26 protein-coding genes are annotated in these 26,982 nt (G+C 64.1%); 6 read left to right on the forward strand and 20 right to left on the reverse strand.

Annotation, left to right across the window (positions count from 1 at the left end; translation table 11 throughout):
• Positions 1-29: 29 nt before the first annotated feature.
• From dhaK to AC1VON_RS07655, 14 genes are all read right to left on the reverse strand, one after another.
• Positions 30-1,016: a dihydroxyacetone kinase subunit DhaK gene (gene dhaK, locus AC1VON_RS07590; RefSeq protein ID WP_483121296.1), complete on the reverse strand. Its 987-nt coding sequence runs from the start codon at positions 1,014-1,016 to the stop codon at positions 30-32.
• A gap of 32 nt (positions 1,017-1,048) precedes the next feature.
• Entirely contained in the window at positions 1,049-1,474 is a 426-nt protein-coding gene (locus AC1VON_RS07595; protein ID WP_172347219.1) for a hypothetical protein, read from the reverse strand.
• 11 nt (positions 1,475-1,485) lie between these two features.
• Complete coding sequence (gene ptsP, locus AC1VON_RS07600; protein ID WP_483121298.1) at positions 1,486-3,060, reverse strand: phosphoenolpyruvate--protein phosphotransferase; 1,575 nt, start codon at positions 3,058-3,060, stop codon at positions 1,486-1,488.
• Positions 3,061-3,101: 41 nt separating this feature from the next.
• Positions 3,102-3,404, reverse strand: a complete 303-nt coding sequence (locus AC1VON_RS07605) for an HPr family phosphocarrier protein (protein ID WP_140769963.1) — start codon at positions 3,402-3,404, stop codon at positions 3,102-3,104.
• 19 nt (positions 3,405-3,423) lie between these two features.
• The gene (gene dhaM, locus AC1VON_RS07610) at positions 3,424-3,813 is read right to left on the reverse strand and encodes a dihydroxyacetone kinase phosphoryl donor subunit DhaM (RefSeq protein ID WP_172347217.1); all 390 of its coding nucleotides are present in this window, start codon (positions 3,811-3,813) and stop codon (positions 3,424-3,426) included.
• Positions 3,810-4,412, reverse strand: coding sequence for a dihydroxyacetone kinase subunit DhaL (dhaL, locus tag AC1VON_RS07615; protein WP_483121300.1), 603 nt, complete (start codon positions 4,410-4,412; stop codon positions 3,810-3,812). Before dhaL ends, dhaM begins: the two co-directional genes overlap by 4 nt.
• Before the next feature lie 72 nt (positions 4,413-4,484).
• Complete coding sequence (locus tag AC1VON_RS07620; protein ID WP_483121302.1) at positions 4,485-6,128, reverse strand: dihydroxyacetone kinase subunit DhaK; 1,644 nt, start codon at positions 6,126-6,128, stop codon at positions 4,485-4,487.
• Positions 6,129-6,199: 71 nt separating this feature from the next.
• Positions 6,200-7,213, reverse strand: a complete 1,014-nt coding sequence (locus tag AC1VON_RS07625; protein WP_483121304.1) for an ABC transporter ATP-binding protein — start codon at positions 7,211-7,213, stop codon at positions 6,200-6,202.
• Positions 7,206-8,318 carry an ABC transporter ATP-binding protein gene (locus AC1VON_RS07630; RefSeq protein WP_483121306.1) on the reverse strand — a complete coding sequence of 371 codons (1,113 nt, stop codon included), beginning with the start codon at positions 8,316-8,318 and terminating at the stop codon, positions 7,206-7,208. Before AC1VON_RS07630 ends, AC1VON_RS07625 begins: the two co-directional genes overlap by 8 nt.
• 2 nt (positions 8,319-8,320) lie before the next feature.
• Positions 8,321-8,527 carry a hypothetical protein gene (locus AC1VON_RS07635; protein ID WP_483121308.1) on the reverse strand — a complete coding sequence of 69 codons (207 nt, stop codon included), beginning with the start codon at positions 8,525-8,527 and terminating at the stop codon, positions 8,321-8,323.
• Positions 8,524-9,474: a carbohydrate ABC transporter permease gene (locus tag AC1VON_RS07640; protein WP_096453068.1), complete on the reverse strand. Its 951-nt coding sequence runs from the start codon at positions 9,472-9,474 to the stop codon at positions 8,524-8,526. The genes AC1VON_RS07635 and AC1VON_RS07640 overlap by 4 nt, the downstream gene beginning before the upstream one ends.
• Positions 9,471-10,418, reverse strand: a complete 948-nt coding sequence (locus tag AC1VON_RS07645) for a carbohydrate ABC transporter permease (protein WP_027040434.1) — start codon at positions 10,416-10,418, stop codon at positions 9,471-9,473. The genes AC1VON_RS07640 and AC1VON_RS07645 overlap by 4 nt, the downstream gene beginning before the upstream one ends.
• A 218-nt stretch (positions 10,419-10,636) precedes the next feature.
• Complete coding sequence (locus AC1VON_RS07650) at positions 10,637-11,968, reverse strand: ABC transporter substrate-binding protein (protein WP_477440965.1); 1,332 nt, start codon at positions 11,966-11,968, stop codon at positions 10,637-10,639.
• A 234-nt stretch (positions 11,969-12,202) separates the two neighbouring features.
• On the reverse strand, positions 12,203-12,901 hold the full coding sequence (locus AC1VON_RS07655; protein WP_172347210.1) for a PIG-L deacetylase family protein: 699 nt from the start codon (positions 12,899-12,901) through the stop codon (positions 12,203-12,205).
• A 27-nt stretch (positions 12,902-12,928) separates the two neighbouring features.
• On the opposite strand from AC1VON_RS07655, the gene AC1VON_RS07660 reads away from it, so the two are divergent.
• The 5 genes from AC1VON_RS07660 to nhaA all read left to right on the forward strand — a co-directional run bounded on the left by AC1VON_RS07660 (position 12,929) and on the right by nhaA (position 19,637).
• Positions 12,929-13,819 (forward strand): DMT family transporter, encoded by an 891-nt coding sequence (locus tag AC1VON_RS07660; protein ID WP_172347209.1) that lies wholly within the window; start codon positions 12,929-12,931, stop codon positions 13,817-13,819.
• Between the two features lie 57 nt (positions 13,820-13,876).
• Positions 13,877-16,336, forward strand: coding sequence for an ATP-dependent helicase HrpB (gene hrpB / locus AC1VON_RS07665; RefSeq protein WP_483121312.1), 2,460 nt, complete (start codon positions 13,877-13,879; stop codon positions 16,334-16,336).
• 118 nt (positions 16,337-16,454) lie between these two features.
• A complete protein-coding gene (locus tag AC1VON_RS07670; RefSeq protein ID WP_483121314.1) occupies positions 16,455-17,786 on the forward strand; it encodes an ActS/PrrB/RegB family redox-sensitive histidine kinase in 1,332 nt (443 codons plus the stop codon).
• Positions 17,787-17,850: 64 nt separating this feature from the next.
• Complete coding sequence (locus tag AC1VON_RS07675; protein WP_010913121.1) at positions 17,851-18,414, forward strand: ActR/PrrA/RegA family redox response regulator transcription factor; 564 nt, start codon at positions 17,851-17,853, stop codon at positions 18,412-18,414.
• Between the two features lie 29 nt (positions 18,415-18,443).
• Positions 18,444-19,637: a Na+/H+ antiporter NhaA gene (gene nhaA / locus AC1VON_RS07680; RefSeq protein WP_483121316.1), complete on the forward strand. Its 1,194-nt coding sequence runs from the start codon at positions 18,444-18,446 to the stop codon at positions 19,635-19,637.
• Between the two features lie 29 nt (positions 19,638-19,666).
• On the opposite strand, the gene AC1VON_RS07685 is transcribed toward nhaA, so the two are convergent.
• The gene (locus AC1VON_RS07685; RefSeq protein ID WP_483121318.1) at positions 19,667-20,167 is read right to left on the reverse strand and encodes an MmcB family DNA repair protein; all 501 of its coding nucleotides are present in this window, start codon (positions 20,165-20,167) and stop codon (positions 19,667-19,669) included.
• Between the two features lie 658 nt (positions 20,168-20,825).
• Positions 20,826-21,239, reverse strand: coding sequence for a Cu(I)-responsive transcriptional regulator (gene cueR, locus AC1VON_RS07690; protein ID WP_172347204.1), 414 nt, complete (start codon positions 21,237-21,239; stop codon positions 20,826-20,828).
• Positions 21,240-21,465: 226 nt separating this feature from the next.
• On the opposite strand from cueR, the gene AC1VON_RS07695 reads away from it, so the two are divergent.
• Positions 21,466-22,083 (forward strand): L,D-transpeptidase, encoded by a 618-nt coding sequence (locus tag AC1VON_RS07695; protein ID WP_483126287.1) that lies wholly within the window; start codon positions 21,466-21,468, stop codon positions 22,081-22,083.
• Between the two features lie 165 nt (positions 22,084-22,248).
• Here the strand turns inward: AC1VON_RS07695 and AC1VON_RS07700 are convergent, their stop codons facing one another.
• The 4 genes from AC1VON_RS07700 to murJ all read right to left on the reverse strand — a co-directional run bounded on the left by AC1VON_RS07700 (position 22,249) and on the right by murJ (position 26,840).
• Complete coding sequence (locus tag AC1VON_RS07700) at positions 22,249-22,818, reverse strand: NifU family protein (protein ID WP_483121321.1); 570 nt, start codon at positions 22,816-22,818, stop codon at positions 22,249-22,251.
• A 145-nt stretch (positions 22,819-22,963) separates the two neighbouring features.
• Positions 22,964-23,455, reverse strand: a complete 492-nt coding sequence (locus tag AC1VON_RS07705; protein WP_172347202.1) for a universal stress protein — start codon at positions 23,453-23,455, stop codon at positions 22,964-22,966.
• 265 nt (positions 23,456-23,720) lie between these two features.
• Positions 23,721-24,788, reverse strand: coding sequence for a tryptophan--tRNA ligase (trpS, locus tag AC1VON_RS07710; protein ID WP_140769925.1), 1,068 nt, complete (start codon positions 24,786-24,788; stop codon positions 23,721-23,723).
• 453 nt (positions 24,789-25,241) lie between these two features.
• Entirely contained in the window at positions 25,242-26,840 is a 1,599-nt protein-coding gene (gene murJ, locus AC1VON_RS07715; protein ID WP_483121324.1) for a murein biosynthesis integral membrane protein MurJ, read from the reverse strand.
• Positions 26,841-26,982: the final 142 nt, after the last annotated feature.

Consider the following 26,982-nt stretch of genomic DNA (forward strand, 5'->3'; position numbering starts at 1 on the left):
GTTGCAGAAAAGCGCTGTGGAAGCCAGTCCTACATGCCCCAGCGCAATGCTGCCGTGTGGACAGGCGCGTCCCACCAGCCGATCATCTCTTCATCGAGCATGGTCAGCGTGATCGAGCATCCGGCCATGTCGAGCGAGGTGACATAGGTACCGACCAGCGAGCGGGTTACCGTCACGCCGCGCTTCTCGAAAATCCGGCGGGCGCTGTTATACATCAGATAGAGCTCCATCAGCGGCGTGCCGCCGAAGCCGTTGACGAACAGCAGCGCCGGGCCTGTCGCTCTGTCACCAAGATCGCCCAGGATCGCGGTGCAGATTTCCTCGGCGATCGCATCGGCGCCTTTCAATCTGTCGCGGCGACGGCCGGGTTCGCCATGGATGCCGACGCCGAATTCCATTTCGCCGTCGCCGATGTCGAATGTCGGTTTGCCCGCGGCCGGCACGGTGCCGCTGGTCAGAGCCACACCCATCGAACGGGTGGCTGCGTTGACGCGCTCGCCCAGCGTCTTCAGCACGGGCAGGGCGAGGCCATGCTCGGCCGCCGCGCCGACGATCTTTTCCACCACCAGCGTGCCGGCGACGCCACGCCGGCCGGTCGTATAGGATGAATTCTCGACGGCGACGTCGTCATTGGTCACCACCTGCAGGACGCCTTCCGACATTTCGGCGGCCATGTCGAAGTTCATCACATCGCCCTCGTAGTTCTTGACGATGAACAGGCAGCCGGCGCCGGTGTCGACGGCCTGCGCCGCCGCCAGCATCTGGTCCGGCGTCGGCGAGGTGAACACCTGGCCGGGGCAGGCGGCGTCCAGCATGCCATGGCCGACAAAACCGCCATGCAGCGGCTCGTGGCCCGAGCCGCCGCCGGAGATCAGCGCCACCTTGCCCGGCCGCAAGGTCCTGCGGCGGACGAATTTGTGCTCCTCGCCAAGCACCAGTATATCGGCATGGGCGGCCACGAAACCGTCGAGGCTCTCGGTCAGCACCGTGTCCACCGCGTTTATAAATTTCTTCATGGCATCCTCCCAAACAGCCCGGCAAGAAATGGTCAGCCGCCACCCTTGCCGGCGATGCTGGTGATCTTCTGGATGAATTCGTTGATGGCCCGGTCGAGCGCCGCATTCTGCTTGTCGTCACCGAAATCGGGAACGACAAGCGAAACGTGCCGGGTTTTGCGCATGCCTGCCGCGATCGACATTTTTCCCGGATGCGCCTGATGGTAGGCGGCGAGGAACTGATCCCGCTCGGCCGGGCTGAAATGGCAGACGGAAAAAATAGCCGGCAAATGCTTCGACGGAATCGGAACCGTATAGGCCGGGCTGGAAATCTGCGTCACGAAACTGCGGTGCTTGCCGAGCGCGTCGGCAAGGCGTTGCCGCATGCCGGACGGGCGCTGGTCGATGACCTGCGACAGGATCGTCTTGTAGGCGCGGATCGCCTCTTCGGAACCGGGTTCGGGTTTGATGTCGACCATGCCAGCCGCGCCTACACCGAAACATCTGAAATGGCCGCCTTGGCCATGGCGAGTTGCGCCGGCGCGACGGAAAGATCGCGCAAGCCTGCTTCGAGCAGCGACGGGATCGCGTCCGGATCGCCGCCGGCATCGCCGCACAGGCTGACGGGAATGCCGCTCTCCCGTCCAAAGGCAGTGACCGAGCCGATCAGCCGCAGCACCGCGGGATGGCGAACTGAATTGAGGTGGGCAACAGTAGCGTTGTCCCGCGCTGCCGCCATCACATATTGCGTCAGGTCGTTGGAGCCGATCGAGAAGAAGGCGACGCCGGCGAATGCTTCCGGCGCGATGGCGACTGAAGGCACTTCGACCATGATGCCGAGCGGCGGCATCTTGTGCGCGACACCACGCCCGGCAAGGGCTGCCTGTTCCTCCGCGAACAGGGCGGCTGCGCGCTCATACTCATCGGCGATGGCGATCATCGGAAACATGACCCTGAGATTGCCGTGTGGCGCGGCGCGCAGCAATGCCCTGATCTGCACGCGAAAAATGTCAAGCCGCGCCAGCGACAGTCTGATCCCGCGCAGCCCGAGGAATGGATTGCCTTCCTCGACGGTGAAGCCCGGCACCGGCTTGTCGCCGCCGGCATCGACAGTACGGATCGTCACGGGCTTGTCGCCAGCCCACTCAAGCACCTTGCGGTAGGCACGATACTGCGTCTCCTCATCCGGCAATATCCTGCCGAACAGGAATTCGGTGCGCATCAGCCCGACACCGTCGCAGGTCGTGACATCTATGGCGTCGACATCGGACGGGGCGGCGATGTTGACCTGCACCCGCACCGCCGTGCCGGCTCTTGTCGCTGCCGGCCGCGCCAGAAAAGTCCTCGCCTTGCCTTGTCGGGCCGCGAAGGAAGAGGACGACCGCCGGAACGATCCGATCTCCGCCGTCGACGGCGCCAGAACGATATTGCCGTGTTCGGCGTCAAGCAGCGCCATGCCGGCAAGACCGGCAAGCGGTTCGCGCAGCCCCACCACCATCGGCACGCCACGCGAGCGCGCCAACATGGCGACATGGCTGGCGGTGCTGCCCGCCTTCAGCGCGATGCCGCCGCCATGGCTCCAGTCGGTTTCGAGAAAACGTGTCGGCGCGATGTCCTCGCCGCACAGGATGGCACCGGTAGGCGCAGTAGCGCCACCGTCCTCGGTCAGCGCGCGCAGCACCTGGTCCCTGATATCGCGCAGGTCCGTGGCGCGGGCGCGGAAATAATCCTGGTCGGAGGCCTCGTAGCCGGCGATTTCGGCGTCGAGCGCCTCCCGCCATGCCGCGTCGGCGGTCCGTCCGGACGCGATCGAAGCGAAGGCGGGTCCGCTCAGTGCATCGTCCTCCAGCATGGCGATGTGGAATTCGAGTATGCCGGCGGCGTCGCTGTCGGCGGTTTCGACTATTATCGCAAGCCGGCTTACCGCCTTGCCGATCGCGACTTCCAGCGACGTCTTCTCTTCGGCTGATGTGGCTTTGCCTGCATAGATGGCCGGCGGCCGGTCGAGGTCGAACAACGGCCCTTCGGCATAGCCGGCCGAGGCCGGAACCCCCTCAATCCGCATGGCCCGCATTCCTTGCAGGCCGGCGAAGGCGCGCGCCGGCGTCAGGCCGACCGGACATGACCGGCGTCCTCGTCGAAATCGCGCTGCACCAGTTCGATCAGCGCGCGCACGGCATCATCGGCGCCGCTGCCGCTGGCCCTGATGTGCAACACCGTGCCCTTCGGCGCCTTGGCCGCCATCACCTTGACGATGCTCTTGGCGTCGAACCATGGGCCGTTGGCGGCAAGCGCGATTTCCACGTCGGCGGCAAACGTCTTGGCCAGCTTGGTGAACTTCACCGAGGGACGCGCATGCAGGCCCACATCGTGGGTAATCAGGACGGTCGCTTCGGCGGCTGCGGACATTTTCAGAGATCCCGTTCACTCACGACGGCGACAATTCGTGCGCCGTCGCCACCACTTCCTTCAGCGAGGCGCCGCCGGAGGATTCGGTCGCCGCCATCACCGCGCCCTCGACGATCGGCGCGTTGCAGACGGCGATCTTCTGCGCACGCGGCTCGCCGATCATCTCCACCGCCATTTCCGAATTGGTCTCGGCTCCGCCGAGATCGACCAGGATGGCGACACCGGCCTCCGACCAGGCCTTGTCGATGGCACCCATGATCGCCTCGACACTGGTGCCAAGCCCGCCATGGCCGTTTCCGCCGCACCATGCAAGCGGCACTTCGTCGCCCACCATCTGGCGTACCATGTCGGCCGTGCCCTCCGCGACCAGCGGCGAATGCGACACGATCACGATCCCGACATTGCTCATGCGCTTTCCCCGATCGCTTGCCCCAACATGCGCACCAGCAGCGCGGTCGAGCGCGCGCCAGCATCCATATGGCCGATCGAGCGATCGCCAAGGAACGAGGCGCGGCCGCGTAGCGCCTTCATCGGCACGGTCGCTTCGGCGGCGGCGTCGGCGACGTCGGCGATTTGCGCCGCCGTCTTGCCTCCCGCCAAGGCGTCATGCACCGGCTGCAGTACATCGAGCATCGTCTTCTGGCCGACTTGCGACTTGCCACGCGCGGCCACCGCTTCGATCGCCTTGCCGAAGGCAGCCGTCAAATTGGCACGATCGGGCTCCGCCGCAATCTCCTTGCCCAGCGCCATGAACAGTGTGCCGAACAGCGGGCCGGAGGCACCGCCAACCGTCATCACCAGCTTGGTGCCGATCGCCTTCAGGGCCTCGGGCAAGGGCTTCGCGGCGAACACGTCAGCCTCGGCCCGCACGGCCTCGAAGCCGCGCTTCATGTTCAGCCCATGGTCGCCGTCGCCGATTGCCTGGTCGAGCGCCGTCAATTCCTCGGCGTGCGCGGCAATCGTATCCGCGGCGGCCGCGATCAGCCCGGCAAGGTTCAACGCCGTCATGTTGTCCAAAGTCCCGGTTTTCACCTTGCCGGCAGTAGCGAAAGAACGGTCATTCGACAACTGGTGCATGTGTCAGGCCGTGACGAGCAGCGCGGCGACGGCTGCGAAAACCTCGGCCACAGCATAGGCGCCGGGGTCGACCACGCCCTGCAATTTGGTGCCGACATAGGCGGAGCGTCCAGCTTTTGCCTTCTCCATGGCGGCCGTCGCCTCGGCTCCGCGCCGGGCCGCGATCGCTGCTTCGCCAGGGCCGTTGCTGTCGAGCGCCTTGAGCGCCGGCTCCAGCGCATCGACCATGGTACGGTCGCCCGGTTTGGCGCCGCCATAGAAGGTCATTCGCTCAAGTCCGGCGAGCAGCGCCTTGGGCAGGCTGGCGCCGCCGTCCAGCGCCTGCGCCGCCGCCGTGAAGAAGATCGACAGCAGCACCCCGCTGGAGCCGCCCATCGATGCGCTCAGCGTGTCGCCGACGGCGCCAAGGGTCGCCGCGGGGTTGGCCAGCGGCAGCGCGTCGAGCCGTTCAAGAATGCTGCGCGCGCCGGTCGCCACCGTCGAGCCGGTGTCACCGTCGCCCGCCTTGGCGTCGAGTCCGTTCAACGTCGCTTCGAGCGAAATCAGTCTGTCGCAGACGGTGACGATCAGGCGCCTGGTGCCGGCATTCTGGCTGGCCTTGTGGGCCGTACTTTGTCGGACTGCCTTCGCCATGGGCACAATGGCAGGTGCTGCGACCAGCTTTGCTGGCATCCAGGCGTACGGGCCGACCGGCGCCAGCAGGGCTTCTTCTCGCGCGGCATCCAGCCGGATCAGCGACAGCGAGAAGCCGTTCATGTTGAGCGCCGTCATCAGCGGGCCAGGACCGATTGCCAGCTTGACGGTCTTGGCCAGCGGCGAGGCCAGAACCGCATTGGCAACCAGCGACATTTCGAGCGGCGGCACCGCGCCGAGATTGTTGATCAGCAAGGCATGGCTTGCCTTCGGATCGGGCCGCGCCGCCAGGCGCTCGGCCATGATCGCCACCAGCCGGTCCGCGCTTTGCACCGCGATGCGCTCGACGCCGGGCTCGCCATGGATGCCAAGGCCAAGCTCGCCATCATTTTCGCCGAACCTGTCCTCGTGCGGTTGGCCGGGAATCGAGCAGGACGACAACGACATGCCGAGCGAAACAATGTCCTTCGCAGCGGCCCGCGCCGCTGCCGCGATCTCTGCCAGATCACGGCCGGTCTCCGACAAATGTCCCGCGATCTTGTGCACGAACAAGGTGCCGGCGACACCGCGCGGCTGGGCGATGTCGGGCAAAGCGATGTCGTCGGCAACGATCACCATCTCGACGGCAAAACCTTCGGCGCGCGCCTTCTCGGCCGCCAGGCCGAAATTGAGGCGGTCGCCGGTGTAGTTCTTGACGATCAGCAGGCAGCCGGCCGGGCCGGTGACGGCGCGGATGGCCGCCAGCACCGCTTCGACGCTTGGCGAGGCAAAGATCTCGCCCGAAACCGCCGCCGTCAGCATGCCCTTACCGACGAACCCGGCATGCGAGGGCTCGTGCCCGGCGCCGCCACCGGAAACGACGCTGACCTTCGCCTTGTCCCAGTCGGCGCGCAGCACGACCTTGATCTCGGGATAGCCGTCGAGGCGCGCGAGATCGCCTGAGCCAATGGTCCGCAACAGGCCGTCCAGCGCCTCGGTGACGATCGTTTCCCTGCGGTTTAAAAAGTGCTTCATCGAATTCGTCCCGTATTCGCGATCGTCAATCAGAGGCGGCGTGAACCCTCAATGGGAGCGCCGGACCCCTTTCACATCAACCGTTGTCCGTCGGCGCCGAAATAGAGCGGCGAGCGATAGCGGATCATAACCTTGTCGCCTTGCGCCAGATCGGTGTCCGGGTCGGTCAGCGTCACCAGTTTCTTTGGCCCCACCGTCACATGCAGATGGTTCTGGTCGCCGAGATGCTCGACCCAGTCGACGACGCCGTCGGCATGGCCATTCATGGCCTTTTCGATCGTCAGATGTTCGGTGCGCGCGCCGATCGTCTTGGTGCCCGCCGGAGCGCCGCCATCGGGCAGCAAGCCGGTCGGCAGAAGATTGATCGCCGGCTGGCCGAGCCTTGCCGCGACATGCAGGTTCGCGGGCTCCGAATAGATCGTCCTTGGCGTGCCGATCTGCACCAGAACGCCGTCGGCGAGGATGCCGATGCGGTCGGCCATGGTCATCGCCTCGATCTGATCGTGCGTGACATAGAGCATGGTGGCGCCGAGCTCGGACTGGATGCGCTTCAGCTCGAGCCTGAGATCCGCCCGCAGCTTGGCGTCGAGCGACGACAGCGGTTCGTCCATCAGATAGATGGCCGGCTTGCGCACCAGCGCGCGGCCTATGGCGACGCGCTGCATTTCGCCGCCCGACAGCTTGGTCGAGCGGTTGGGGAGCTTGTGATGGATGCGCACCATCTTCGCCACCTCCTCGACCCGCCGGCGGATCTGGTCTTCCGGTATTTTGCGTGCCGGTGAACGCAGCGGGAAGGCGAGATTGTCGAACACCGACAGATGTGGGTACAGCGAATATTGCTGGAACACGAAGGCGGTGTCGCGCTCGGCCGGCGACAGCGTCGTCGCATTGTGGCCGCCGATCTCGATCGTGCCGCTGTCCGGCCGCTCCAGCCCGGCGATCAGCCGCAGCGTCGTCGTCTTGCCGGCCCCGGTCGGTCCGAGCAGCACGACGAATTCCCCATCGGCGATGTGCAGGTCGAGACCGTCGACGGCGACATGCTCGCCAAAGCTCTTGGTCACGTTCTTGATGTGCACGTCAGCCATGCTGCGCTCTCCCTTGAGAGGCGGTGTCGTGGACCGCGGTTCGCACCGCGCGGCCCGATCCCTTGTCGAACAGTGACAGCCGCGCGCTGTTGAGCGTCAGGCCGACATGATCGCCGGCATTGAGCCGTATCTCGGCTGGCACGCGCGCCTTGATGATGCCGTCCGCCGTCTCCACCGCGACGATCTGGGTGGTGCCGAGATATTCGGTGCCGTAGATGGCGCCGCGCAGTTTCGAGGCATCGTCGAAGCGGATGTGTTCAGGCCGGATGCCGAGCGCCATGTCGGCTGGCGCGATGTCCTCGCGTACTTCCGGTACCGTGACCTTCGCACCCTGGACGACGATTTCCTTGGCGCCCTTGGCGAGCCCGCCGCCGAAGCCCAGAAAATTCATCGGCGGCGAGCCGATGAAGTCGGCGACGAACATGGTTGCCGGTCGATCGTAGATTTCGCGCGGACTGCCGAACTGCTCGATGACGCCGTGGTTCATGACGGCGATCTTGTCGGCCATCGACATCGCCTCCATCTGGTCATGCGTGACATACACCGTGGTGGCGTGGATGCGGTTGTGCAGTTCGCGCAATTCATGGACCATCAGGTCGCGGAATTCCGTGTCGAGCGTGCCGAGCGGCTCGTCCATCAGGAAGCACTTCGGCCGCCGCACGATGGCGCGGCCGAGCGCCACGCGCTGGCGGTCGCCGCCGGCAAGGCCGGAGACGGATTTGTTGAGCAGATGGTCGATGCGCAGGAGCTTTGCCGTCTCCTCGACGCGGCTGCGAATTTCGGCCGACGGCATGCCTTGTGCCAGCAGCGGAAAGCCGATGTTCTTGCGCACATTCATGTGCGGATAGAGCGCGAACAGCTGGAAGACGAAGGCGATGTCGCGCTCGCGTGCCCGCAGCATGGTGACGTCGTCGCCGCCGAGGAGGATCTGGCCGCCAGTCGGCAGTTCCAACCCTGCAATCATGCGCAAGGTCGTCGTTTTGCCGCAGCCCGATGGCCCAAGCATGACGAAGAACTCGCCATCCTCGACGACGAAGTTGGAATCCTGCACGGCGACGAAATCGCCAAAGGCCTTTCTCAGGTGCTGGACGCGAATTTCGGCCATGGTTATTCCGGAAACTTCGAGACGATGATGAACATCACGGTGCCGGCTAGCATGGTGATGAAGGAGTAGGTGTAGAGCGACAGCGCGAAGGGCTGGAACAACATCAGGAAGCCGATGGCGATCAGTGCCGTCGCGATGTTTTCCATCACGCCGCGCCGGGCCCAGGCCGGCCAGCGCGATTTGCGTTTGGCTGGTTTGGTCATGCTCATTTGCGCACCGCGCCGAAGGTGATGCCGCGCAGCAATTGCTTGCGAAGCAGGATGGTGAAAACCAGGATAGGCACCAGGAAGATGGTCGTGCCGGCCGCCACCGCCGGCCAGTCCTGGCCGCCTTCGCCGATGATGGTCGGGATGAAGGGCGGCGCGGTCTGCGCCGTGCCCGATGTCAGCAGTGCGGCGAAGGCATATTCGTTCCAGGCGAAGATCAGGCAGAAGATGGCGGTCGCGGCAATGCCGGTCGTCGCCTGCGGCAGCACGGTGCGCCAGAATGCCTGCAGCCGCGTGTAGCCGTCGATCATCGCCGCCTCTTCATATTCGCGCGGAATCTCGTCGATGAAGCCTTTCAACAGCCATACCGCCAGCGACACGTTGACCGCCGTGTAGAGCAGGATCATGCCAAGCGCTGTGTCCGACAGGCCAAGCTCGCGGTACATCAGGTAGATGGGAATCGCGACCGCGATCGGCGGCATGAAGCGCGTCGACAGGATGAAGAACAGGAGGTCGTCGGCGAGCGGCACCTTGAAGCGCGAGAAGCCATAGGCCGACAGCGTGCCGAGAAAGACCGCACAGAAGGTCGAGCCGAAGGCGATGATCAACGAATTGACGAAGCGGGGCAGGAAGTTGGATGGGCCGGCGATCACCATGTTGCGCTTGCGCGTGGTCTCGTCGCAGAAGCCGGTCGCCGGGCCCAGCGAGTTGATGTATTCCGGCGTCTGCCGCGTCCGCGTCGTGAACAGATTGCAGTAGCCTTCGAGGCTCGGCTGGAACAGCAGCTTCGGCGGATAGGCGATCGAATCCGGCGGCGTCTTGAAGCTGGTGGCGAAGATCCACAACAGCGGCACGATCGAGATCAGCGCATAGGCGATGATGATCGCGCCGGCGATGCGCTTCGAGTTGGCCGAGGGGGCGACGACCGAATGGGCTGTGGTCAGGCTCATCTCTGCTTCACCTTGTTGAGCGCCTTGACGTAGATGTTGGCGAGGCCGAACACCGCCACGAACAGGATGATGGCGAAAGCCGAGGAATAGCCGGTACGCCAGCTCTCGAAAGCCTGCCGCTTCAGCGTGATCGAGGCGACCTCGGTGGTCGACCCCGGCCCGCCGCCGGTCAAGAGATTGACCATGTCGAACATCTTGAAGTTCTCGATGCCGCGAAACAGCACCGCCAGCATGATGAAGGGCAGCGCCATCGGCAGCGTGATCGACCAGAACTGCCGCCAGTTGGAGGCGCGGTCGACCTCGGCCGCCTCGTAGATGTATTCAGGGATGGAGCGCAGGCCGGCGAGGCAGATCAGCATCACGTAGGGCGTCCACATCCAGGTGTCGACGATGATGATCGACCACGGCGCCAGCGATACGTTGGAGAGCATCTGGATGCTTGTCGGTGGAATGCCGCTGACGAACGAGATGACATAAGAGAACAGGCCGATCTGCGGCTCGTAGAGGAAGCGCCAGAAATTGCCGACCACCGCCGGCGACAGCATCATCGGCACCAGGATCAGCGTCGTCCAGAAGGCGTGGCCGCGGAACTTCCGGTCGATCAGCCAGGCCAGCGTGAAGCCGATCAGCGTCTGCAACAGGATGGTCCAGAACACGAAATGCGCCGTCGTCTGCATGGCGATCCAGATGTCCTGGTCGCCGAGAATGCGCTGGTAGTTGGCAAAGCCGAGGTTCTTCACCACCTCGTTCGGCCGGTTGGCCCGGTAATTGGTGAACGACAGATAGATCGCCCAGAACAGCGGGAAGATGTTGATGGCCAGCAGCAACAGGATCGTCGGCGAGATGAACAGCCAGGCGAGGCCCTTGTCGCTGATGCCACGGACCTTGCGGGCCAACGGTTCCGGGGTCGCCCGGGCAACGTTCTCCGCGGTCCGATTGAGCATGGTCAGTCCTGCTTCGGTCACTTGGGTCGTCTCTGTCATGGAATTTATCTGAACTGCGTCCCGTGCCAAGGGCGGCACGGGACCAGGGGCATGATGCCGAAAAGTGTGAAGCGGTTTTCGGACGACATCATGCTCTCTCTCTTGGTCCGGAGCGGATGATTTCAGGTCTGTTCGACCCGAAATCATCCGGCTCTGGGTCCTAGCTCGGGAGGAGCCGGTTACATTTTGCCATCGTCCTGGAAGACCTGGGTCCAGTCCTTGACCAGGCCGTCGAGCGCATCCTTGGCGGAGCCCTGGCCGGCAACGACATAGTCATGGAAGCGCTTCTGCGAGGCCTGCAGCAGCGGCGCGTAGCTTGGCTCGGCCCAGAAATCCTTCACGATGGCCATCGAGTCGAGGAAGGTCTGCGCATAGGGCTGGCTGGCCGGGAACTTCGGATCCTTCACCACGGCGTTCAAGCAGGAATAGCCGCCGAGGGACCACCACTTGGCCTGCACATCCTTGTTGGCGAACCACTTGATGTACTTCAGCGCCGATTCCTGCTTGTCGGAATAGGACACCACCGAAATGCCCTGGCCGCCAAGCTGCGCGAACTGGGCGCCGCCGGGACCCTTGGGATTGACGAAATACCCGATCTTGTCGCCGCCGACATTCTCGTCCTTCTGCAGGCCTGGCCAGGTGAAGGCGAAGTTCATGTGCATCGCCACCTGACCGGATTTGAAGGCATCGACGCCTTCACCCATGTAGCTGTTCGATGCGCCCGGAGGGGTGCAGCAGTCGTAAAGCGACTTGTAGAATTCCAGTCCTTTGACCGAGTCGGCCGAATTGACGAAGCCTTCCATCTCGTAGGGCTTCTTCGGGTTCTCATACTGGAAGCCGTAGCTGTAGAGCACGTCCATGGCGCCCATGGTGATGCCTTCCGAACCACGCTCGGTGTAGATCGAGGCGCCATAGACGGTCTTGCCGTCGATCTGCCGCTTCTGGAAGAATTCGGCGATCTGCTTCAACTGGTCGAAGGTGGTGGGTGGGCCGAGATCCCAGCCATACTTTTCCTTGAATTCCTTCTGCAGCTCGGGCTTGGAGAACCAGTCCTTGCGATAGGTCCAGCCGACGACGTCGCCCATGGCCGGCAGCGCCCAGTAGTTCGGCGTGTTCTTCGGCCATTCGGAGTAACCGACGACCGTTGCCGGCACGAAGTCGTCCATGCTGATCTTCTCCTTGTCGAAGAAGTCGTTCAGCTTGACGTAGTGGCCGTTCTCGGCCGCGCCGCCGATCCACTGGCTGTCGCCGATGATCAGGTCGCACAATTTGCCGTGCGAGTTCAGCTCGTTGAGGAAGCGGTCGGCATAGTTGGTCCACGGCACGAATTCGAATTTCATGCCGATGCCGGTTTCCTTGGTGAAATCCTTGGACAGTTCTACAAGCGCGTTTGCCGGGTCCCATGCGGCCCAGCACAGCGTCAGGTCTTCAGCGTGCGCGGCGTTCGAAACAGCTGTCGACGCAACCACCGCCGAGGCCAGTCCCAACGCCATTTTCAAGCTCGATTTCATGTCTTCCTCCCATTTGCGAAACGCGCCCGGATGACGGTTTCAAGAGCTCTCAAACCTCTCTCCTCAGAGGCCCAAACATGGCGGCGTCTCGGCACCGCGGATGTTTAGTAATTTGTTTAGTGATGCAATTTTTACTAAACAAGGCAAGCGAATTCGTTGCTGCGCCGCAGCATGACGAAACGGGTGATTGAAATCGTTGGGAAATGACCGCCGGATGGTTTTTCCGGCAGCCGCTCAGTTGGCCTCGCCGATGACATAGGGCTGTGGCGTCACCGGCCGGACCGGCGGCGCGGGCGGCAGCAAGGCGCGTATGTCGGCGAAGGGAAATGTCGGCTCGAAACGAAAGGCCTCGGCCAGTGAACCGGGGAGGCCGTTGCACTGGCCGGCGCGGAATTCATTCTGGATGCGCGCCCGGTCGACATATTGCTCCGGCCGTTGCGAGCGGTGCGCGCGGATCGCTTGCGTCTTGACATCCCGATGGGCGGAAACATCGACATAGTGCGTCGGCGAGAATCCGGTGCCGCCCATCGTGTCGGCATGCAGCACAGGAACCGCGAACGAGGCAGCGATGCGCACGCCGTCCGACAGCGCGCGATGGTCGGCGTGATAGTCGTTGGGCGCGTGCGTGAAGACCAGGTCCGGCCCGGTCTCGCGTACAAGCGCCTTCAGCGCACCGATCAGCGCCGCATCGGCCACCAGTTCGCCATCGGGAAAGTCGAGGAAGCGCGGTGCCGCGCCAAGCAGCGCCGCCGCCGCCGTTGCTTCCCCACGGCGGACACGCGCGAGGACCGCGGCATCGCTCTTGCCGCCCCTGGCACCATCCGTGGCCACGGCAAAAGTGAGTTCTGCGCCTTGCGCCGCATAGGCGGCCATCGTACCGAACATGAAGATCTCGATGTCGTCCGGATGCGCACCGAGCGCCAGTATTCTCACGCTACTCTCTCCCGGAAATGGAAAAACGTGCCGAACGGAATCCTGCTCGCCCTGATCGCCTATGCAAGCTATTCGGGCAGCGATGCCGTGATCAAGAGCCTGGGCGGACAGTTCACCGTCTTCGAGATCGGCTTCTTCTCCACCTTGTTCGCCGGCTGTTTCCTGTTCTTCAGCCGCCCCGCGGGTGAACGCTGGCGCGATTTCTGGCGCATGAAGCGGCCATGGGCCGTGCAGGCGCGGGCCCTGGCCGGCATCGCGTCGGGCGTGCTCAGCGTCTATGCCTTCACTCACATTCCCCTTGCCGAAGTCTACGCGCTGATCTTCCTGGCGCCTTTGCTGGTCACCATCCTGTCCACCGTCATCCTGAAGGAAAAGGTTGGTCCCTGGCGATGGCTGGCGGTTGTCGCCGGCTTTGCCGGGGTGATGCTGGTGGTGCGACCGGGTTTCCGCGAATTGAACCTCGGCCATCTGGCCGCCTTCGTGAACGCCTTTCTCGCCGCGGCCAGTGTTATCCTGCTGCGCTCGCTCGCCCAGCAGGAGAAGCGCACATCGATGCTCGGCGTGCTTGTCGGCTATGGCCTGCTGTTCAACGGAGCTGGCGCCGCCGTCAGCTCCTTCACATTGCCGAACGCCATGCAGCTTGTCTGGCTGGCGATGGCCGGCGCCTTCACCGCCGGCGGGCAGCTCATGCAGCTCCTGGCGGCCAAATACGCGCCCGCCAACCGGATCGCGCCGACGCATTATTCGCAGATCGTGTGGGCGGTCATCCTCGGCGCGTTGTTCTTCCAGGAATATCCCGATTGGCTATCGCTGGTCGGCCTCGCGGTTGTCGGCGCCTCCGGCCTGCTGACGATGGTGCGCGAGGAGGTGAGGCTCGGCACGGTGCGCTGGAACCCGTTTTCGCGCACCCGCCTTTGACCAGGCGTTAGCGCGATAAAGTTGCACGGCGGCCGGGACCGCTGATATGCGGGCGCGATGAAGACGAAACCGTTGCCGGAGCTTCCGGTCACAGCTGTGTTGCCGGCGCTCGGCGAAGCGCTTGGCAATGGCAACAGCGCCGTGCTGGTGGCGCCGCCCGGCGCCGGCAAGACGACGCTGGTGCCCTTGGCGCTGCTGGACGCGTCCTGGCTGGGAACCGGCCGGATCGTTCTGCTCGAACCGCGCCGGCTCGCCGCCCGCGCTGCCGCGCGGCGCATGGCCGAATTGCTAAGCGAGGAGCCCGGCGGCACGGTCGGCTATGCCATGCGGATGGAGAACCGCACCTCGGCCAGGACCAGGATCCTGGTCGTCACCGAGGGCGTGCTGGCACGCATGATCCTCGACGATCCCGAACTGCCCGGTGTCTCGGCGGTCATTTTCGACGAATTCCACGAGCGTTCGCTCGACGGTGATTTCGGCCTTGCCCTGGCACTCGATGTGCAAGGGGCGCTGCGGCCGGATCTGCGCCTGGTTGTTATGTCGGCGACGCTCGACGGCGCCCGCGTCGGCAAGCTTCTGTCGAGCGCGCCGGTGATCGAAAGCGAGGGCCGCGCCTTCCCCGTCGATATCCGCTACGACGAACGGCCGGCCGGTATCCCGATCGAGGATGCCATGGCCAAGGCGATCCGCTCGGCGCTCACCGACGAAAGCGGCAGCGTGCTTGCTTTCCTGCCCGGCCAGCGCGAGATCGATCGCACCGCCGAGCGGCTGGCCGGCAAGGTCGGCGCCGACACCGACATCGTGCCGCTCCATGGCCAGCTCGACGGCAAGGCGCAGGACGCCGCGATCAAGCCAGCGCCGCCCGGTCGCCGCAAGGTGGTGCTGGCAACTTCCATCGCCGAAACCTCGATCACCATCGACGGCGTGCGCGTCGTCATCGATTCCGGCCTGTCGCGGCTGCCGCGTTACGAGCCGGCGAGCGGCCTGACGCGGCTGGAGACCGTGCGCGTCAGCAAGGCTTCCGCAGATCAGCGCGCCGGCCGCGCCGGGCGCACGCAAGCCGGCGTCGCCATCCGGCTGTGGCGCGCAGAACAGACGGCGGCGCTTCCCGCTTTCACGCCGCCGGAAATCCTCGAGGCGGATCTGTCGGGCCTGCTGCTCGACTGCGCCGCCTTCGGTGTCGCCGATCCGACGGCGCTCGCCTTCCTCGATCCGCCGCCCGCGCCGGCGCTCAACGAGGCGAGGGTGCTGCTGCGCGCGCTGGACGCCATCGATGAGGCAGGCCGCCTCACGGAAGCGGGCATGGCTATGCGCAAGCTCGCTCTGCCGGTGCGGCTGGCGCATATGGTCGCCGAGGCGGCGAAGAGCGGCCATGCCGGCGAGGCGGCTATGTTGGCCGTGCTGCTGACCGAACGCGGCCTTGGTGGCGACGGCGCCGACCTCGAACGGCGGCTGATGCGCTTTCGCGCTGAACGATCGCCGCGCGCCGTCGCCGCGCGGCAGCTAGCGGAGCGGTTGGCAAGACAGGCGAGCGGCGCGAAGGACAGCGCGGCTGTTCCTGCTGGTCCCCTGCTCATCCACGCCTGGCCGGATCGCGTCGCCAAGGCGCGCGGCGAGCGCGGACGCTTCGTGCTGGCCAATGGTTCCGGCGCCATGCTCGATGCCGCCGACCCTCTGGCGGGCGAGCCGTTCGTGGTTGTCGCCGACCTGCAGGGCAAGGCGCAGAACGCGCGCATCGCCGCGGCGGCCGCAATCGGCGAGGACAACATCCGCGCCACGCTGGCCGACCGGATCGAAACGCGCCGGCAAACGAGCTTCGATCGCGACCGGCGCGCCGTGCGGGTGCGCGAGACCGTTCGCCTGGGCGCTATCACGCTCGCGGAGCGCATGCTGCCCGCTCCTTCAGGCGCCGAGGCCGACCGTGCCATTCTCGACGCCTTGCGCGAGCATGGGCTGTCGCTGCTAACCTGGAGCAAGGAGGCCGAGACGCTGCGCCAACGGCTGTCCTGGTTGCATCGCGGCCTCGGAGCGCCCTGGCCCGATATGTCGGATGACGCGCTGATCGAGCGCCTTGACGACTGGCTGCTGCCGTTCCTGCCGGGCGCCGCGTCCCTGGCCGCCGTCGATTCCGGGGTTGTTTCGGCCGGCCTTGCCTCGCTCGTGCCGCACGACCTCCAGCGCAAGGTCGATACCCTGGCGCCAACGCATTTCGACGCGCCGTCGGGCAGCCATGTGCCGATCCGCTATGACGGCGAATGGCCGGTGCTGGCGGTTCGCGTGCAGGAGCTGTTCGGCCTCGACCGCCATCCCTCGATCGCCAACGGCACGGTGCCGCTGACGCTCGAACTGTTGTCGCCGGCGCACCGGCCGATCCAGACGACACGCGACCTGCCCGGCTTCTGGCGCGGCTCCTGGACCGATGTACGCGCCGACATGCGCGGCCGCTATCCCAAGCATGTCTGGCCGGAGAATCCGCTGCTCGCCGCCGCTACCGCCCGCGCTAAACCGCGAGCATGATCCCAAAAAGTGGGAACCGGTTTTTGGAAAAGATCATGCTCAAACCAGAAGTAGAGCTGCAATCCGACTCCATCGGATTGGAGCGGACCTAGCCTTGGGCGCTCTGCGGCTGTAATCCATGGCCATGATCAATGTTTTGCGTGCGCCCGATTTCCAGCAAAGCCAGAGGCTGCGTCTCAATACGCTGATCCGGCTGCGCTGGCTTGCCATTGTCGGCCAGAGCGTAACGGTGCTCGTCGTCGCCTATGGCCTGAAATTCCCGCTGCCGGTCAGCCTTTGCTTCGCGCTGATCGCCTGTTCGGCCTGGATGAACCTGTTCCTGGCGTTCCGCTTTCCGGCCGCGCACCGGCTCACCCCGTTCGCCGCTTTCGGCATCCTGATCTTCGATAGCCTGCAGCTTGCCGGCCTGCTCTACATGACCGGCGGCCTGACCAATCCGTTCTCGCTGCTGATGACGGTGCCCGTCGTCATCTCGGCGACGTCGCTGCCCTTGCGCCTGACCGCCATTCTCGGCGGGCTGGTGATGATAGCGGCGACCTTGCTGGTTTTCATCCATCTGCCGCTGCCCTGGTATGAAGGCGCGCCGCTGGTGATGCCCTTCATCTATGTCGCGGGCATGTGGATGGCGGTGCTGTCCTCGATCGCCTTCACGGCCATGTATGCCTTCCGGGTGGCAGCCGAAGCCCGGCTTCTGGCCAATGCGCTTGCCGCCACCGAACTGGTGCTGCAGCGCGAGCAGCACCTTTCGGCGCTCGACGGCTTGGCGGCGGCCGCCGCGCATGAGCTTGGCACGCCGCTCGCCACCATCACGCTTGTCGCCAAGGAGATGGAAAGAGCGCTCGGCAGCGACCCGAAATACGGGGAAGACGTGAAGCTGCTGCGCTCGCAGAGCGAGCGCTGCCGCGAAATCCTCAAGCGTCTGACCAGCCTGTCGTCCGAGGGTGAGGCGCATCTTTCCCGCTTGCCGCTGACCTCGCTGGTCGAGGAGATCACCGCGCCGCATCGCGACTTCGGCATCTCGATCAAGCTTCGCCCCGGCGAGCGCACCGGGCCCGAGCCGGTCGGGCGCCGCAATCCGGGCGTCATCTATGGTCTTGGCAATCTGGTCGAGAACGCCGTCGATTTCGCCCGCAAGAGCGTCACCGTGCGCTGGAGCTGGGACGAGGCGACCGTCACCTTTTCGATCATCGACGACGGGCCCGGTTTTCCACCAGAGATCATCGATCGCATCGGCGAGCCCTATATGTCGACGCGCCAGGGCACCGAGGCCGGCGGAGGCCTTGGGCTTGGCCTGTTCATTGCCAAGACACTGCTTGAACGCTCGGGTGCCGCGCTGGATTTCCGCAATTCAAGTGGCCTCGGCGAGGGGGCGGTGGTGCAGATTTCGTGGCCGAGAACAGTCTTCCTGAACCCGGAAACGGCCCCTGCCACCATGTTTGACATTGCATAAGTTGGACAATAGCGGCGCAAAACTATATCTGCGTAAAATTAAGGCAGCAGGAATTTTCAAGACAATGACAGGCGATGAAAATATTGGCGCAATGGTTGAAGGCGAAGACACCTCGCTTTTGATCGTCGATGACGACAAGCCGTTCCTCACCCGTCTGGCCCGCGCCATGGAAACCAGGGGCTTCGTGGTCGAGACCGCCGAGAGCGTCGAGGAGGCCGTGGGCAAGGCCCGCGCCAATCCGCCGGCTTACGCCGTGGTCGACATGCGGCTCGGCGACGGCAACGGCCTCGACGTGGTCGCCGCCATCCGCGAGAAGCGCGAGGACTCCCGCACCATCATCCTGACCGGCTACGGCAACATCGCCACCGCGGTGACCGCCGTGAAGCTCGGTGCCGTCGACTATCTGTCGAAGCCGGCCGACGCCGACGACATCTTTGCCGCCCTCACCCGCACCTCGGGCGAGCGCGCCGCGCCCCCGGAGAACCCGATGTCGGCCGACCGCGTTCGCTGGGAGCACATCCAGCGCGTCTACGAAATGTGCGAGCGCAACGTCTCCGAGACCGCGCGCCGGCTCAACATGCATCGCCGCACGCTGCAGCGGATACTCGCCAAGCGCGCACCGCGCTAGTCGGCAGGTCGGGTGACATCGGAGGCGACATGCAGGATTTGAAGCAGCGGCCGCTTTCCGTCTTCCGCGAATTTCTCGATAGCGAAGCGGCCGGCGGCATCATCCTGATGGCGGCGGCGGCCCTTGCCCTGATCGTCGCCAATTCGCCGCTGTCGGGAACCTATTTCTCCGTGCTCCACGCCTATCTCGGCCCGCTCAGTGTCTCGCACTGGATCAATGACGGGCTGATGGCTGTGTTCTTCCTGCTCGTCGGGCTGGAGATTAAGCGCGAGATGCTGGACGGCCAGCTTTCCAGCTGGCCGCGCCGCGTCCTGCCTGGCATCGCTGCGGCGGGCGGCATGCTGGTTCCGGCACTGGTCTATGTCGCCATCAACCGCAACAATTCAGCCGCACTGCCCGGTTGGGCGATCCCGACCGCCACCGACATCGCTTTCGCGCTCGGCGTGCTGTCGCTGCTCGGCAGCCGTGTGCCGGCCTCGCTGAAGGTTTTTCTCACCGCGCTCGCCATCATCGACGACCTCGGCGCCGTCATCATCATCGCCATCTTCTATACCAGCGGCCTGTCGCTGGCCTATCTCGGCGCCGCCTTCGCCGTCATTGCCGTGCTCGTCGTGCTCAACCGCATGCGGGTAATGACGCTGGTGCCCTATCTCGTGCTCGGCGCCATCCTGTGGGTGCTGGTGCTGAAATCGGGTGTCCACGCCACGCTTGCCGGCGTCGCCTTGGCGCTGACCATCCCGCTCGAACGCTCGGCCGGGATCGGCCACGACCTCGACCATTCGCCGCTGCACCGGCTTGAGCATGGCCTGCACAGGATCGTGCCCTTCGTCATCATCCCCATTTTCGGTTTTGCCAATGCCGGCGTTTCGCTCGCCGTCCTTAGCCTTGGCGCGCTGATCGAGCCGTTGACGCTGGGTGTCGCCGCCGGCCTGGTGGTCGGCAAGCTCGTCGGTGTGCTCGGCTCGTCCGCGCTTGCCATAAGGCTTGGCCTGGCCGACCTGCCGGCCCATGCCGGCTGGTCACACATGCTCGGCATCTCGCTGCTCTGCGGCATCGGGTTCACCATGAGCCTGTTCATCGGCCTGCTTGCCTTCGCCGGCGACGTGGCCCTGCAGGACGCGGTCAAGGTCGGCATTCTCGCTGGCTCCTTCATCGCCGCCATCCTCGGCGCCGCCGTGCTGCTGATGGCGCCTGCTGCTGGAGCGGAGGGCGGTGAAGAGTAGCGGCGGCAGATGCCGCGCAGGCCCGCGAACTACTCGCTCTCCCCCTCCAGCACCGGCACCGAGACGCCGGCCAGCTCCGCCGCCAACAGCCGCGAGGCACCGGCGCGCGCAATCCGCAGCATCAGCGCCTTGCGCGTCGCCGCCGCCATGCGGTGCTCCGGCGCATCGCGCATGATTTCGGCGCCGTAGCCGTCGGACAGGATGAAGCCGCACTCGTCCGGAAATATCTCGGCCGGCACGCCGGGATGGGTGGCGAAGAAGAAGCGGTCGGAATGCAGCCGGTAGTCCGGCCATTTGCGGTCGACCCTGAAATCCTCGATCGAGGATTTGATCTCGATGATCCAGATATCGCCCTGGCGGGTCAGTGCCACGAGGTCGGCGCGGCGGCCGGTGGCCAGCGACAGTTCAGGCAGCACATGCGCGCCCATTTCCATGAGCAGCCGCTGCACGCCACGCCGCACCAGCAAGGCGCGTTCCGACTGGCGGCCGTCAATGAGAGGGTTGATTGCGATGGGGGAGATGATTGGCATGACAAGCACCATGCCAGATTCTGTTCACGGTTTGAACCCGTTTGTGCCGGGCGATTGTATATTTGACAGACACGTTGGACCATGAGCGACCTTCCGCGATCGCGCCATAAGCCGGTCAAGTGCAGTCTGGTATTGACCTGCTGCGAGACGGCCCTATGTCGCCTCGATCAACTTCCGATCCTAACCATAGGACGGCAGGACTAAAGTCTTGCGCCAGAAAAGCAAAGGTCCGACGTTACCGTTTTGGTTCCGTCAATGTCCATTGGACGTTCCATTACTTTAGTTATTCAGCATATAAGGGCTGACGTAAGGGAAGATGGCTGGCGGAATAGCCGGCGCAGTCTGGCTTTGGGTTTATAGGGGGCCGCGCCGGCCATTGCGGTTTGGCGTTGGGTATGATTATCCCCGCGTGGATTAACCTACATATATATTAGTAAGCGCAAATAGCGTTGAAGTCCCTGGTTCGACCGATCCGTGGCGAGCAGATTGCGTACGATGGCATCCAATGGGGTGGCCGATGGAAAGCCGGACCCTTGAAGGCGGCGTGGCTGTAGCCGCCATGAATATAGATCAGGGCGTCGGGCGTTGCGAGCACGCCGAGACGAAGCCCCGCGGCATAGTTCAGCGTTTGCGCGTGGTGCCGGAACTCTTCGAAGGGTCAGCCGAACGCCTGGTCGGCTCCCGCCGCCGTCCCCGCCATGTCATCCAGGATCGGGCAGTCCGGCCTGTCGTCGCCATGGCAGGCATGGATCAGCTTCTGCAGCGTCGAGCGCATGGATTGCAGTTCGCGCACCTTCTCCTCGATTGCCCTGACATGGGCGGACGCGATCTCGCGCACATCGGCGCTGGCGCGACCGCGATCCCGGTAGAGTGCCATCAACTGACGGCAATCGTCGATGGAAAAGCCGAGGTTGCGCGCGCGGCGCAGGAAAGCCAGCCGGTGCACGTCGTCGCCGGAATAATCACGGTAGCCGTTGGCGGCACGCGCGGGTGCGATCAGGCCGATCTCCTCATAGTAGCGGATGGTCTTGGCCGGCAGTCCTGAACGGTGGGCGGCGTCGCCGACATTCATGGCGGAGATCCTCGATCTTATGGCCCGCGCGTTCAGGCCCATTGAATTTACTTCACAATCTGGTGAAGGCTGTTGCCGAAATGCCATACTGATACGCTTACCAGCAGGTAAGGCCACGGATATAGGCATCGTGTGCTTGGCAAGCAAAGCAAATGCCAGCATGAATGATGGTGAGAAAGCGGCCGACTCGTGCCGCTGGCGTTTGGGCAGGGCACCGGATCATCACATGCGCATGAAGTCGCTTGCAATTATTGCCGCATTGGCGCTGTCCACTGCTATCGCCGGTTGCAGCACCATCGGCGGGCAGATTTTCTCAAACGACTACGGCGCGGTGACCGACGCTGGCTACCAGCTGCCGCGCATCCCGATCGAAAAAGTGCCGAGGCAGTATCACCGACAGGAAGTGAACTACGACACCAAGGAAAAGCCAGGCACAATCATCGTCGATACGCAGAACAAGTTCCTCTATTTCGTCGAGGGCGATGGCCGCGCGATCCGTTACGGCATCGGCGTTGGCCGCGAGGGCTTCGAGTGGCATGGCACCGCTCATATCGCGCTGAAGCGCGAATGGCCGACCTGGACGCCGCCCCGTGAAATGATCAAGCGCCAGCCGGAACTGGCCAAGTTCGCCAGCGGCATGGAACCGGGCCTCAAGAACCCGCTCGGCGCGCGCGCCATGTATCTCTTCAACAAGGGCGGCGACATGGGTTACCGTCTGCATGGCAGCCCGGAATGGAATTCGATCGGCAAGGCGATGTCGTCTGGCTGCATCCGGCTGATGAACCAAGACATTATCGATCTCTATGACCGCGCCTCGGTCGGCGCCAAGGTCATCGTGATGTGAGCATCCTGATCTCAGGATCAGGTCAAACCTTTCGTGCGCGGACCGTCTAGGCAACAACGGACGTCCCAAACAGAAAACCGGGCAATTCGGCCCGGTTTTTTGTTATTCACGAACAGGATGTTCCAAGTCGCGCTCGCAGGCCGAAGCGGCGGCGCGCGGGAAGTATCAGGCGACCTGCTCGACCTGCTGCACTTCGGGCACAAAATGGCGAAGCAGATTCTGGATGCCGTGCTTCAGCGTCGCCGTCGATGACGGGCAACCGGCGCAGGCGCCCTTCATGTGCAGGAACACCGTGCCGTTCTCGAAGCCGCGGAAGGTGATGTCGCCACCGTCCTGGGCCACTGCCGGGCGCACTCGTGTGTCGAGCAGTTCCTTGATGGTGATGACGAGCTCCTCGTCCGCCTTGTCGTAGAATTCGCCGGTCTGGCTGGTCTCCGCGGCCGGGCCGGTCTTGGCCATGACTGGCGCACCGGACATAAAATGCTCCATGATGGCGCCGAGGATCGCCGGCTTCAGATGCTGCCAGTCGGGGCCGTCCTTGGTCACGGTGATGAAGTCGTAGCCGAAGAAGACGCCGGTGACGCCGGTGATTTCGAACAGCCGGCCGGCCAGCGGCGAGGCCGTGGCTGCGCTATCGGCGTCGCGAAAATCGGCGGTACCTTCCAGGAGCACTTCCTTGCCGGGCAGGAATTTCAGCGTCGCAGGATTGGGCGTCGATTCGGTCTGGATGAACATGGCCGTCTCCGTGCCCATTTCGGGCATCTAGTTTGGAATAGTTCTAAATAGGCTCTATTGGCTGGATATTCAAGCGAAACGCGTCGCCCGAACGGCTGGCTGGCGGAATGTTTTTGCTGGCTGGGGATCGAATCCCTGGCTGGTTTCAAGCGAGGCTGTCGATTTCCTCGTCCGAAAGGTTTTGCGGCACGACCGTGACCGGAATAGGGAAGGCCGCACCCTTGCCGGCAACGGCACCGACCAGCGGTCCTGGCCCTTCCTTGCCGGCGCCGGCCGCCAGCACCAGGATGGCTATATCCTGGTCTTCCTCGATCAGCTTGTGGATCTCTTCCGTCGGCTTGCCTTCGCGCACCACCATTTCCGGCTCGATGCCGAGCTTCTGGCGCACCTTGTTGGCATAGCCGTCGAGGGCCGCGCGCGCCGTTGCGGTCGCCTCCTCGCGCATGATCTTCTCGACGCCCAGCCAGTGCTGGAAATCGTCCGGTACGATGACATAGAGAAGCACCAGCGTGCCGTTGGTGCTCAGCGCCCGCTTCGAGGCGTAGGCAACGGCGCGTTCGCACTCGGGCGTGTCGTCGATGATCGTCAGGAATTTCCTGCGATGACCGGCTTCGCGGCTAAGGCGTTTGGAGACCATGTCTATCTACCTAGTGTCGTGATTTCGAAGTTCGCCTGCTTTCGATATCTCGCCCCGAGCGAACTTCGAAATCAAAAACGACACTAGAAATCAATAGTTTGCTCGTGTCCCTGATTTTGAAATTCGCATTACCCTTGATATCCAACTCTGGCGAATTTCAAGATCAGAGACACGAGTGTGTTTTCGACCGCAATCTGCCACCCGCTTCGACCGGCCGCAAGCGGCCGGCCTTGTGCCAGTGTTGATGCAGTGCACCGACGCCGGATCAGCCCTGCAGCAGGCCTATAATGTCGCGCACCGTCTTCATGGTCGTTTCGGCGAGCACGCCGGCGCGTTCGCCGCCATCCCTGAGCACCGCGTCGACATAGGCGCGGTCGCCCTGGATGCGGCGCATCTCGCCGGCGATCGGCGCCAGCTTCTCCACCGCGAGGTCGGCCAGCGCCGGCTTGAACACTGAAAACTGCTGGCCGCCGAATTCCTTGAGCACGTCGGCCTTCGAAATCTCGGCCAGGCCGGCATAGATGCCGACCAGGTTTTCCGCTTCCGGCCGGCTTTCCAGCCCGTCGACCTCGCTCGGCAAGGCTTCCGGATCGGTCTTGGCCTTCCGGATCTTCTTCGAGATGGTGTCGGCATCGTCCGTCAGGTTGATACGCGACAGGTCCGACGGGTCTGACTTCGACATCTTCTTCGACCCATCGCGCAGGCTCATGATGCGTGCCGCCGGGCCGCCGATGACCGGTTCGGTGATCGGGAAGAAGCCGTTCACCGTCTCCTCGCCAACCTGCATCTCGACGCCGACGCCAAGGCTGGCGATGCGGCTCGAAAAGTCATTGTTGAATTTCTGGGCGATGTCGCGGGTCAGTTCAAGATGCTGCTTCTGGTCCTCTCCCACCGGCACATGCGTGGCGCGGTAGAGCAGGATGTCGGCAGCCATCAGCGACGGGTAGGCAAGCAGGCCCAGCGAGGCATTCTCGCGGTCCTTGCCGGCCTTGTCCTTGAACTGCGTCATCTTGTTCATCCAGCCGATGCGCGCGACGCAATTGAAGATCCATGCAAGCTCGGCGTGCTGCATCACCCGCGACTGGTTGAAGACGATGTGCTTCTTGGGGTCGATGCCGGAGGCAAGGAAGGCGGCGGTGATCGACCGCGTCTGGTCGGCAAGGTCGTCATGCACGAGTTGCGCGGTCAGCGAATGCAGGTCGACGACGCAGTAGATGCAGTCGGACGTGTCCTGCAGGGCGACGAATTTCTTGATGGCGCCGAGATAGTTGCCGAGATGCAGATTGCCGGTCGGCTGGACACCGGAGAAGACGAGAGGCTTGAAGGCGGACATGGGTTTCCTCATGGCTTGTGGAGGGCCGTTTCGCGCGCGGCGAAAGTCTTTCGACGGCGCGCTTATGAACGAGAGTGTGGAGACGATCAAGAGGCAGGAGAACCCGCACAGCCATTGCCTCAGCTGAATTGTTTGTTCGATGTTGTCGGGCGCCGCGCTTGTTGCGCCTTTCCCCGTCTGACAGGTCCGTGCCGACATCGACGTGTATGATATGGTGGCACGTGTATTTCATACGATCCTGATGAGAAATAGGATGCCCGTGACCGTTGCCGACGAGGAAGCGCTCAAGCGCCGACGCGACCGCGAGACACCGCTGGAGACGGCGGCGCGGCTTCGGTCAGAATTCGGGATCGAGCTAAGCAAACAGGCACGCGAGCCACTGCCGCGCCAAATCTACGACGAATTGTCTCTGGAGAAGACTGATGCTTGCCGGCGACATCGCCACCGTCCGGCTTACTGGTCTGGAGACTGTTCCTTAGGCGCCGGTGGTCCCTTGCGTTTGACATTGCGCCGGATCATGCCGAAATCGGCGCCGCCTATGGCAAAGGCGGTGACGAAATAGAGCAGCGCGCCGCCGGCCACCAACGTCAGCAGCGTCGTTGCCTTGACGACCAGCGGCGAACCGGGGCCGAGCCTGACGGCCAGCCAATGCTCGGCGAAATACAGCGCCACCGCCATTACCGCCGCCGACAGAACCAAGCGGGGAATGCGCTTCAGGAGCGGCACGTCGCGGCCCCAGTGGCCGCGCCGGATCAGCACCGCAAGCAGCATCAGCGCGTTGACCCAGCCGGCCACGGCCGAGGCGACCGCAATGCCGGGTGCGCCCATCCTTGGGAATAGCGTCAGCGCGGTGGCGACGTTCACCGCCACCGAGATCGCGGCGAAGATCATCGGCGTGCGCGTGTCCTCGCGGGCGAAATAGCCCGGGGTGAAGGCCTTGATCAGCACGAAGGCCGGCAGGCCCAAGCCGAAGATCGCCAGGATCGCCGCCACCGTGGGCGTCGAATGGTTGGCGGCAAAGGCGCCGCGCTCATAGACCAGCCGCACGATCGGCTCCGACATCACCCAGAGTGCGGCGGCCGCCGGCAAGGTCATGAACAAGGTGAACTCGACGGAGCGGTTCTGCAGGTTGGCGGCCTCGATGAGATTGCCTGATTTCAGCGCCCGCGACAGTTCCGGCAGAAGCACGATCGCCACCGCGACGCCGACGACACCGAGCGGCAGCTGATAGACGCGGTCGGCATAGGCGAGCGAGGAGACGGCACTGTCCTGCGCCGAGGCGATCGCGGTGCCGATCAACTGGTTGATCTGGGTGATGCCGCCGGTTATCGCCGCCGGCAGCGCCAGGATCAGAAGGCGTTTCACGTTCGGCGTCATCTTCGGCCGGCGGAAGCCGATCGAGATGCCGGCGTTGCGCACCGCCACCCAGACAATGGCGAGTTGCACGATGCCCGCCGCCAGAACGCCCCACGACAGGCTGAACCCGACGGCATGTGCGTCCAGTCCATGATACCAGGCGTAGCCAAGCACGCTGATCAGGATGATGTTGAGGAAAGCGGGCGCGACCGCCGCGGCGAAATAGCGGCGCAGGGAATTCAGCATGCCCGCCATCATGGCCGCGAGCGACATGCAGATCAGGTAGGGGAACATGATCGTCGCGAGCCGGACGGTCGTCTCGAACTTGCCCGGCGTGTCGGCGAAGCCTGGGGCCACCAGGTAGCGTACGATCAGTGGCATCGCCAGTTCCATGGCGATGGTCAGCACCAGCAGCGCCGAGAACAGAACGCCGAACACTTCCTCGGAGAAACGCTTGGCGCCGTCCGTGCCATGCGTCTCGATCTCCTTGGCGAACAGCGGCACGAAGGCGGCGTTGAAGGCGCCTTCGGCGAACAGCCGGCGAAAGGTGTTGGGAAACTGGAAAGCGGCGTTGAAGGCGTCGGCGACCGGACCGGTGCCGAGTGCCGCCGCCATCAGCATCTCGCGGCCAAAACCGAGCGCGCGGCTCATCAGCGTGCCGGAAGCGACGGTAGCAAATTTCTTGACGAGGCTCATGCGTTTGAAGACTGCCTTGGAGCAATTCCGGGAAAAGTGTGAGCGGTTTTCCCGGGCAAAGCGCATAGCGCTCTGCCCTTGGGAATTGTGTTAAAACAAAGAGTTAGCGCGGTTCGCCGTTTCCTTGAAGCGATGAATAGCT

It is taken from the genome of Mesorhizobium sp. HAY1-8B (genome assembly GCF_056868045.1).

What these genes read in the sequence shown, in the direction of transcription:
- dhaK (WP_483121296.1), bottom strand. Translation starts at nt 1,016, where the DNA reads ATGAAGAAATTTATAAACGCGGTGGACACGGTGCTGACCGAGAGCCTC.
- AC1VON_RS07595 (WP_172347219.1), bottom strand. Translation starts at nt 1,474, where the DNA reads ATGGTCGACATCAAACCCGAACCCGGTTCCGAAGAGGCGATCCGCGCC.
- ptsP (WP_483121298.1), bottom strand. Translation starts at nt 3,060, where the DNA reads ATGCGGATTGAGGGGGTTCCGGCCTCGGCCGGCTATGCCGAAGGGCCG.
- AC1VON_RS07605 (WP_140769963.1), bottom strand. Translation starts at nt 3,404, where the DNA reads ATGTCCGCAGCCGCCGAAGCGACCGTCCTGATTACCCACGATGTGGGC.
- dhaM (WP_172347217.1), bottom strand. Translation starts at nt 3,813, where the DNA reads ATGAGCAATGTCGGGATCGTGATCGTGTCGCATTCGCCGCTGGTCGCG.
- dhaL (WP_483121300.1), bottom strand. Translation starts at nt 4,412, where the DNA reads ATGACGGCGTTGAACCTTGCCGGGCTGATCGCGGCCGCCGCGGATACG.
- AC1VON_RS07620 (WP_483121302.1), bottom strand. Translation starts at nt 6,128, where the DNA reads ATGAAGCACTTTTTAAACCGCAGGGAAACGATCGTCACCGAGGCGCTG.
- AC1VON_RS07625 (WP_483121304.1), bottom strand. Translation starts at nt 7,213, where the DNA reads ATGGCTGACGTGCACATCAAGAACGTGACCAAGAGCTTTGGCGAGCAT.
- AC1VON_RS07630 (WP_483121306.1), bottom strand. Translation starts at nt 8,318, where the DNA reads ATGGCCGAAATTCGCGTCCAGCACCTGAGAAAGGCCTTTGGCGATTTC.
- AC1VON_RS07635 (WP_483121308.1), bottom strand. Translation starts at nt 8,527, where the DNA reads ATGAGCATGACCAAACCAGCCAAACGCAAATCGCGCTGGCCGGCCTGG.
- AC1VON_RS07640 (WP_096453068.1), bottom strand. Translation starts at nt 9,474, where the DNA reads ATGAGCCTGACCACAGCCCATTCGGTCGTCGCCCCCTCGGCCAACTCG.
- AC1VON_RS07645 (WP_027040434.1), bottom strand. Translation starts at nt 10,418, where the DNA reads ATGCTCAATCGGACCGCGGAGAACGTTGCCCGGGCGACCCCGGAACCG.
- AC1VON_RS07650 (WP_477440965.1), bottom strand. Translation starts at nt 11,968, where the DNA reads ATGAAATCGAGCTTGAAAATGGCGTTGGGACTGGCCTCGGCGGTGGTT.
- hrpB (WP_483121312.1), top strand. Translation starts at nt 13,877, where the DNA reads ATGAAGACGAAACCGTTGCCGGAGCTTCCGGTCACAGCTGTGTTGCCG.
- AC1VON_RS07670 (WP_483121314.1), top strand. Translation starts at nt 16,455, where the DNA reads ATGGCCATGATCAATGTTTTGCGTGCGCCCGATTTCCAGCAAAGCCAG.
- AC1VON_RS07675 (WP_010913121.1), top strand. Translation starts at nt 17,851, where the DNA reads ATGACAGGCGATGAAAATATTGGCGCAATGGTTGAAGGCGAAGACACC.
- nhaA (WP_483121316.1), top strand. Translation starts at nt 18,444, where the DNA reads ATGCAGGATTTGAAGCAGCGGCCGCTTTCCGTCTTCCGCGAATTTCTC.
- AC1VON_RS07685 (WP_483121318.1), bottom strand. Translation starts at nt 20,167, where the DNA reads ATGCCAATCATCTCCCCCATCGCAATCAACCCTCTCATTGACGGCCGC.
- cueR (WP_172347204.1), bottom strand. Translation starts at nt 21,239, where the DNA reads ATGAATGTCGGCGACGCCGCCCACCGTTCAGGACTGCCGGCCAAGACC.
- AC1VON_RS07695 (WP_483126287.1), top strand. Translation starts at nt 21,466, where the DNA reads ATGCGCATGAAGTCGCTTGCAATTATTGCCGCATTGGCGCTGTCCACT.
- AC1VON_RS07700 (WP_483121321.1), bottom strand. Translation starts at nt 22,818, where the DNA reads ATGTTCATCCAGACCGAATCGACGCCCAATCCTGCGACGCTGAAATTC.
- AC1VON_RS07705 (WP_172347202.1), bottom strand. Translation starts at nt 23,455, where the DNA reads ATGGTCTCCAAACGCCTTAGCCGCGAAGCCGGTCATCGCAGGAAATTC.
- trpS (WP_140769925.1), bottom strand. Translation starts at nt 24,788, where the DNA reads ATGTCCGCCTTCAAGCCTCTCGTCTTCTCCGGTGTCCAGCCGACCGGC.
- murJ (WP_483121324.1), bottom strand. Translation starts at nt 26,840, where the DNA reads ATGAGCCTCGTCAAGAAATTTGCTACCGTCGCTTCCGGCACGCTGATG.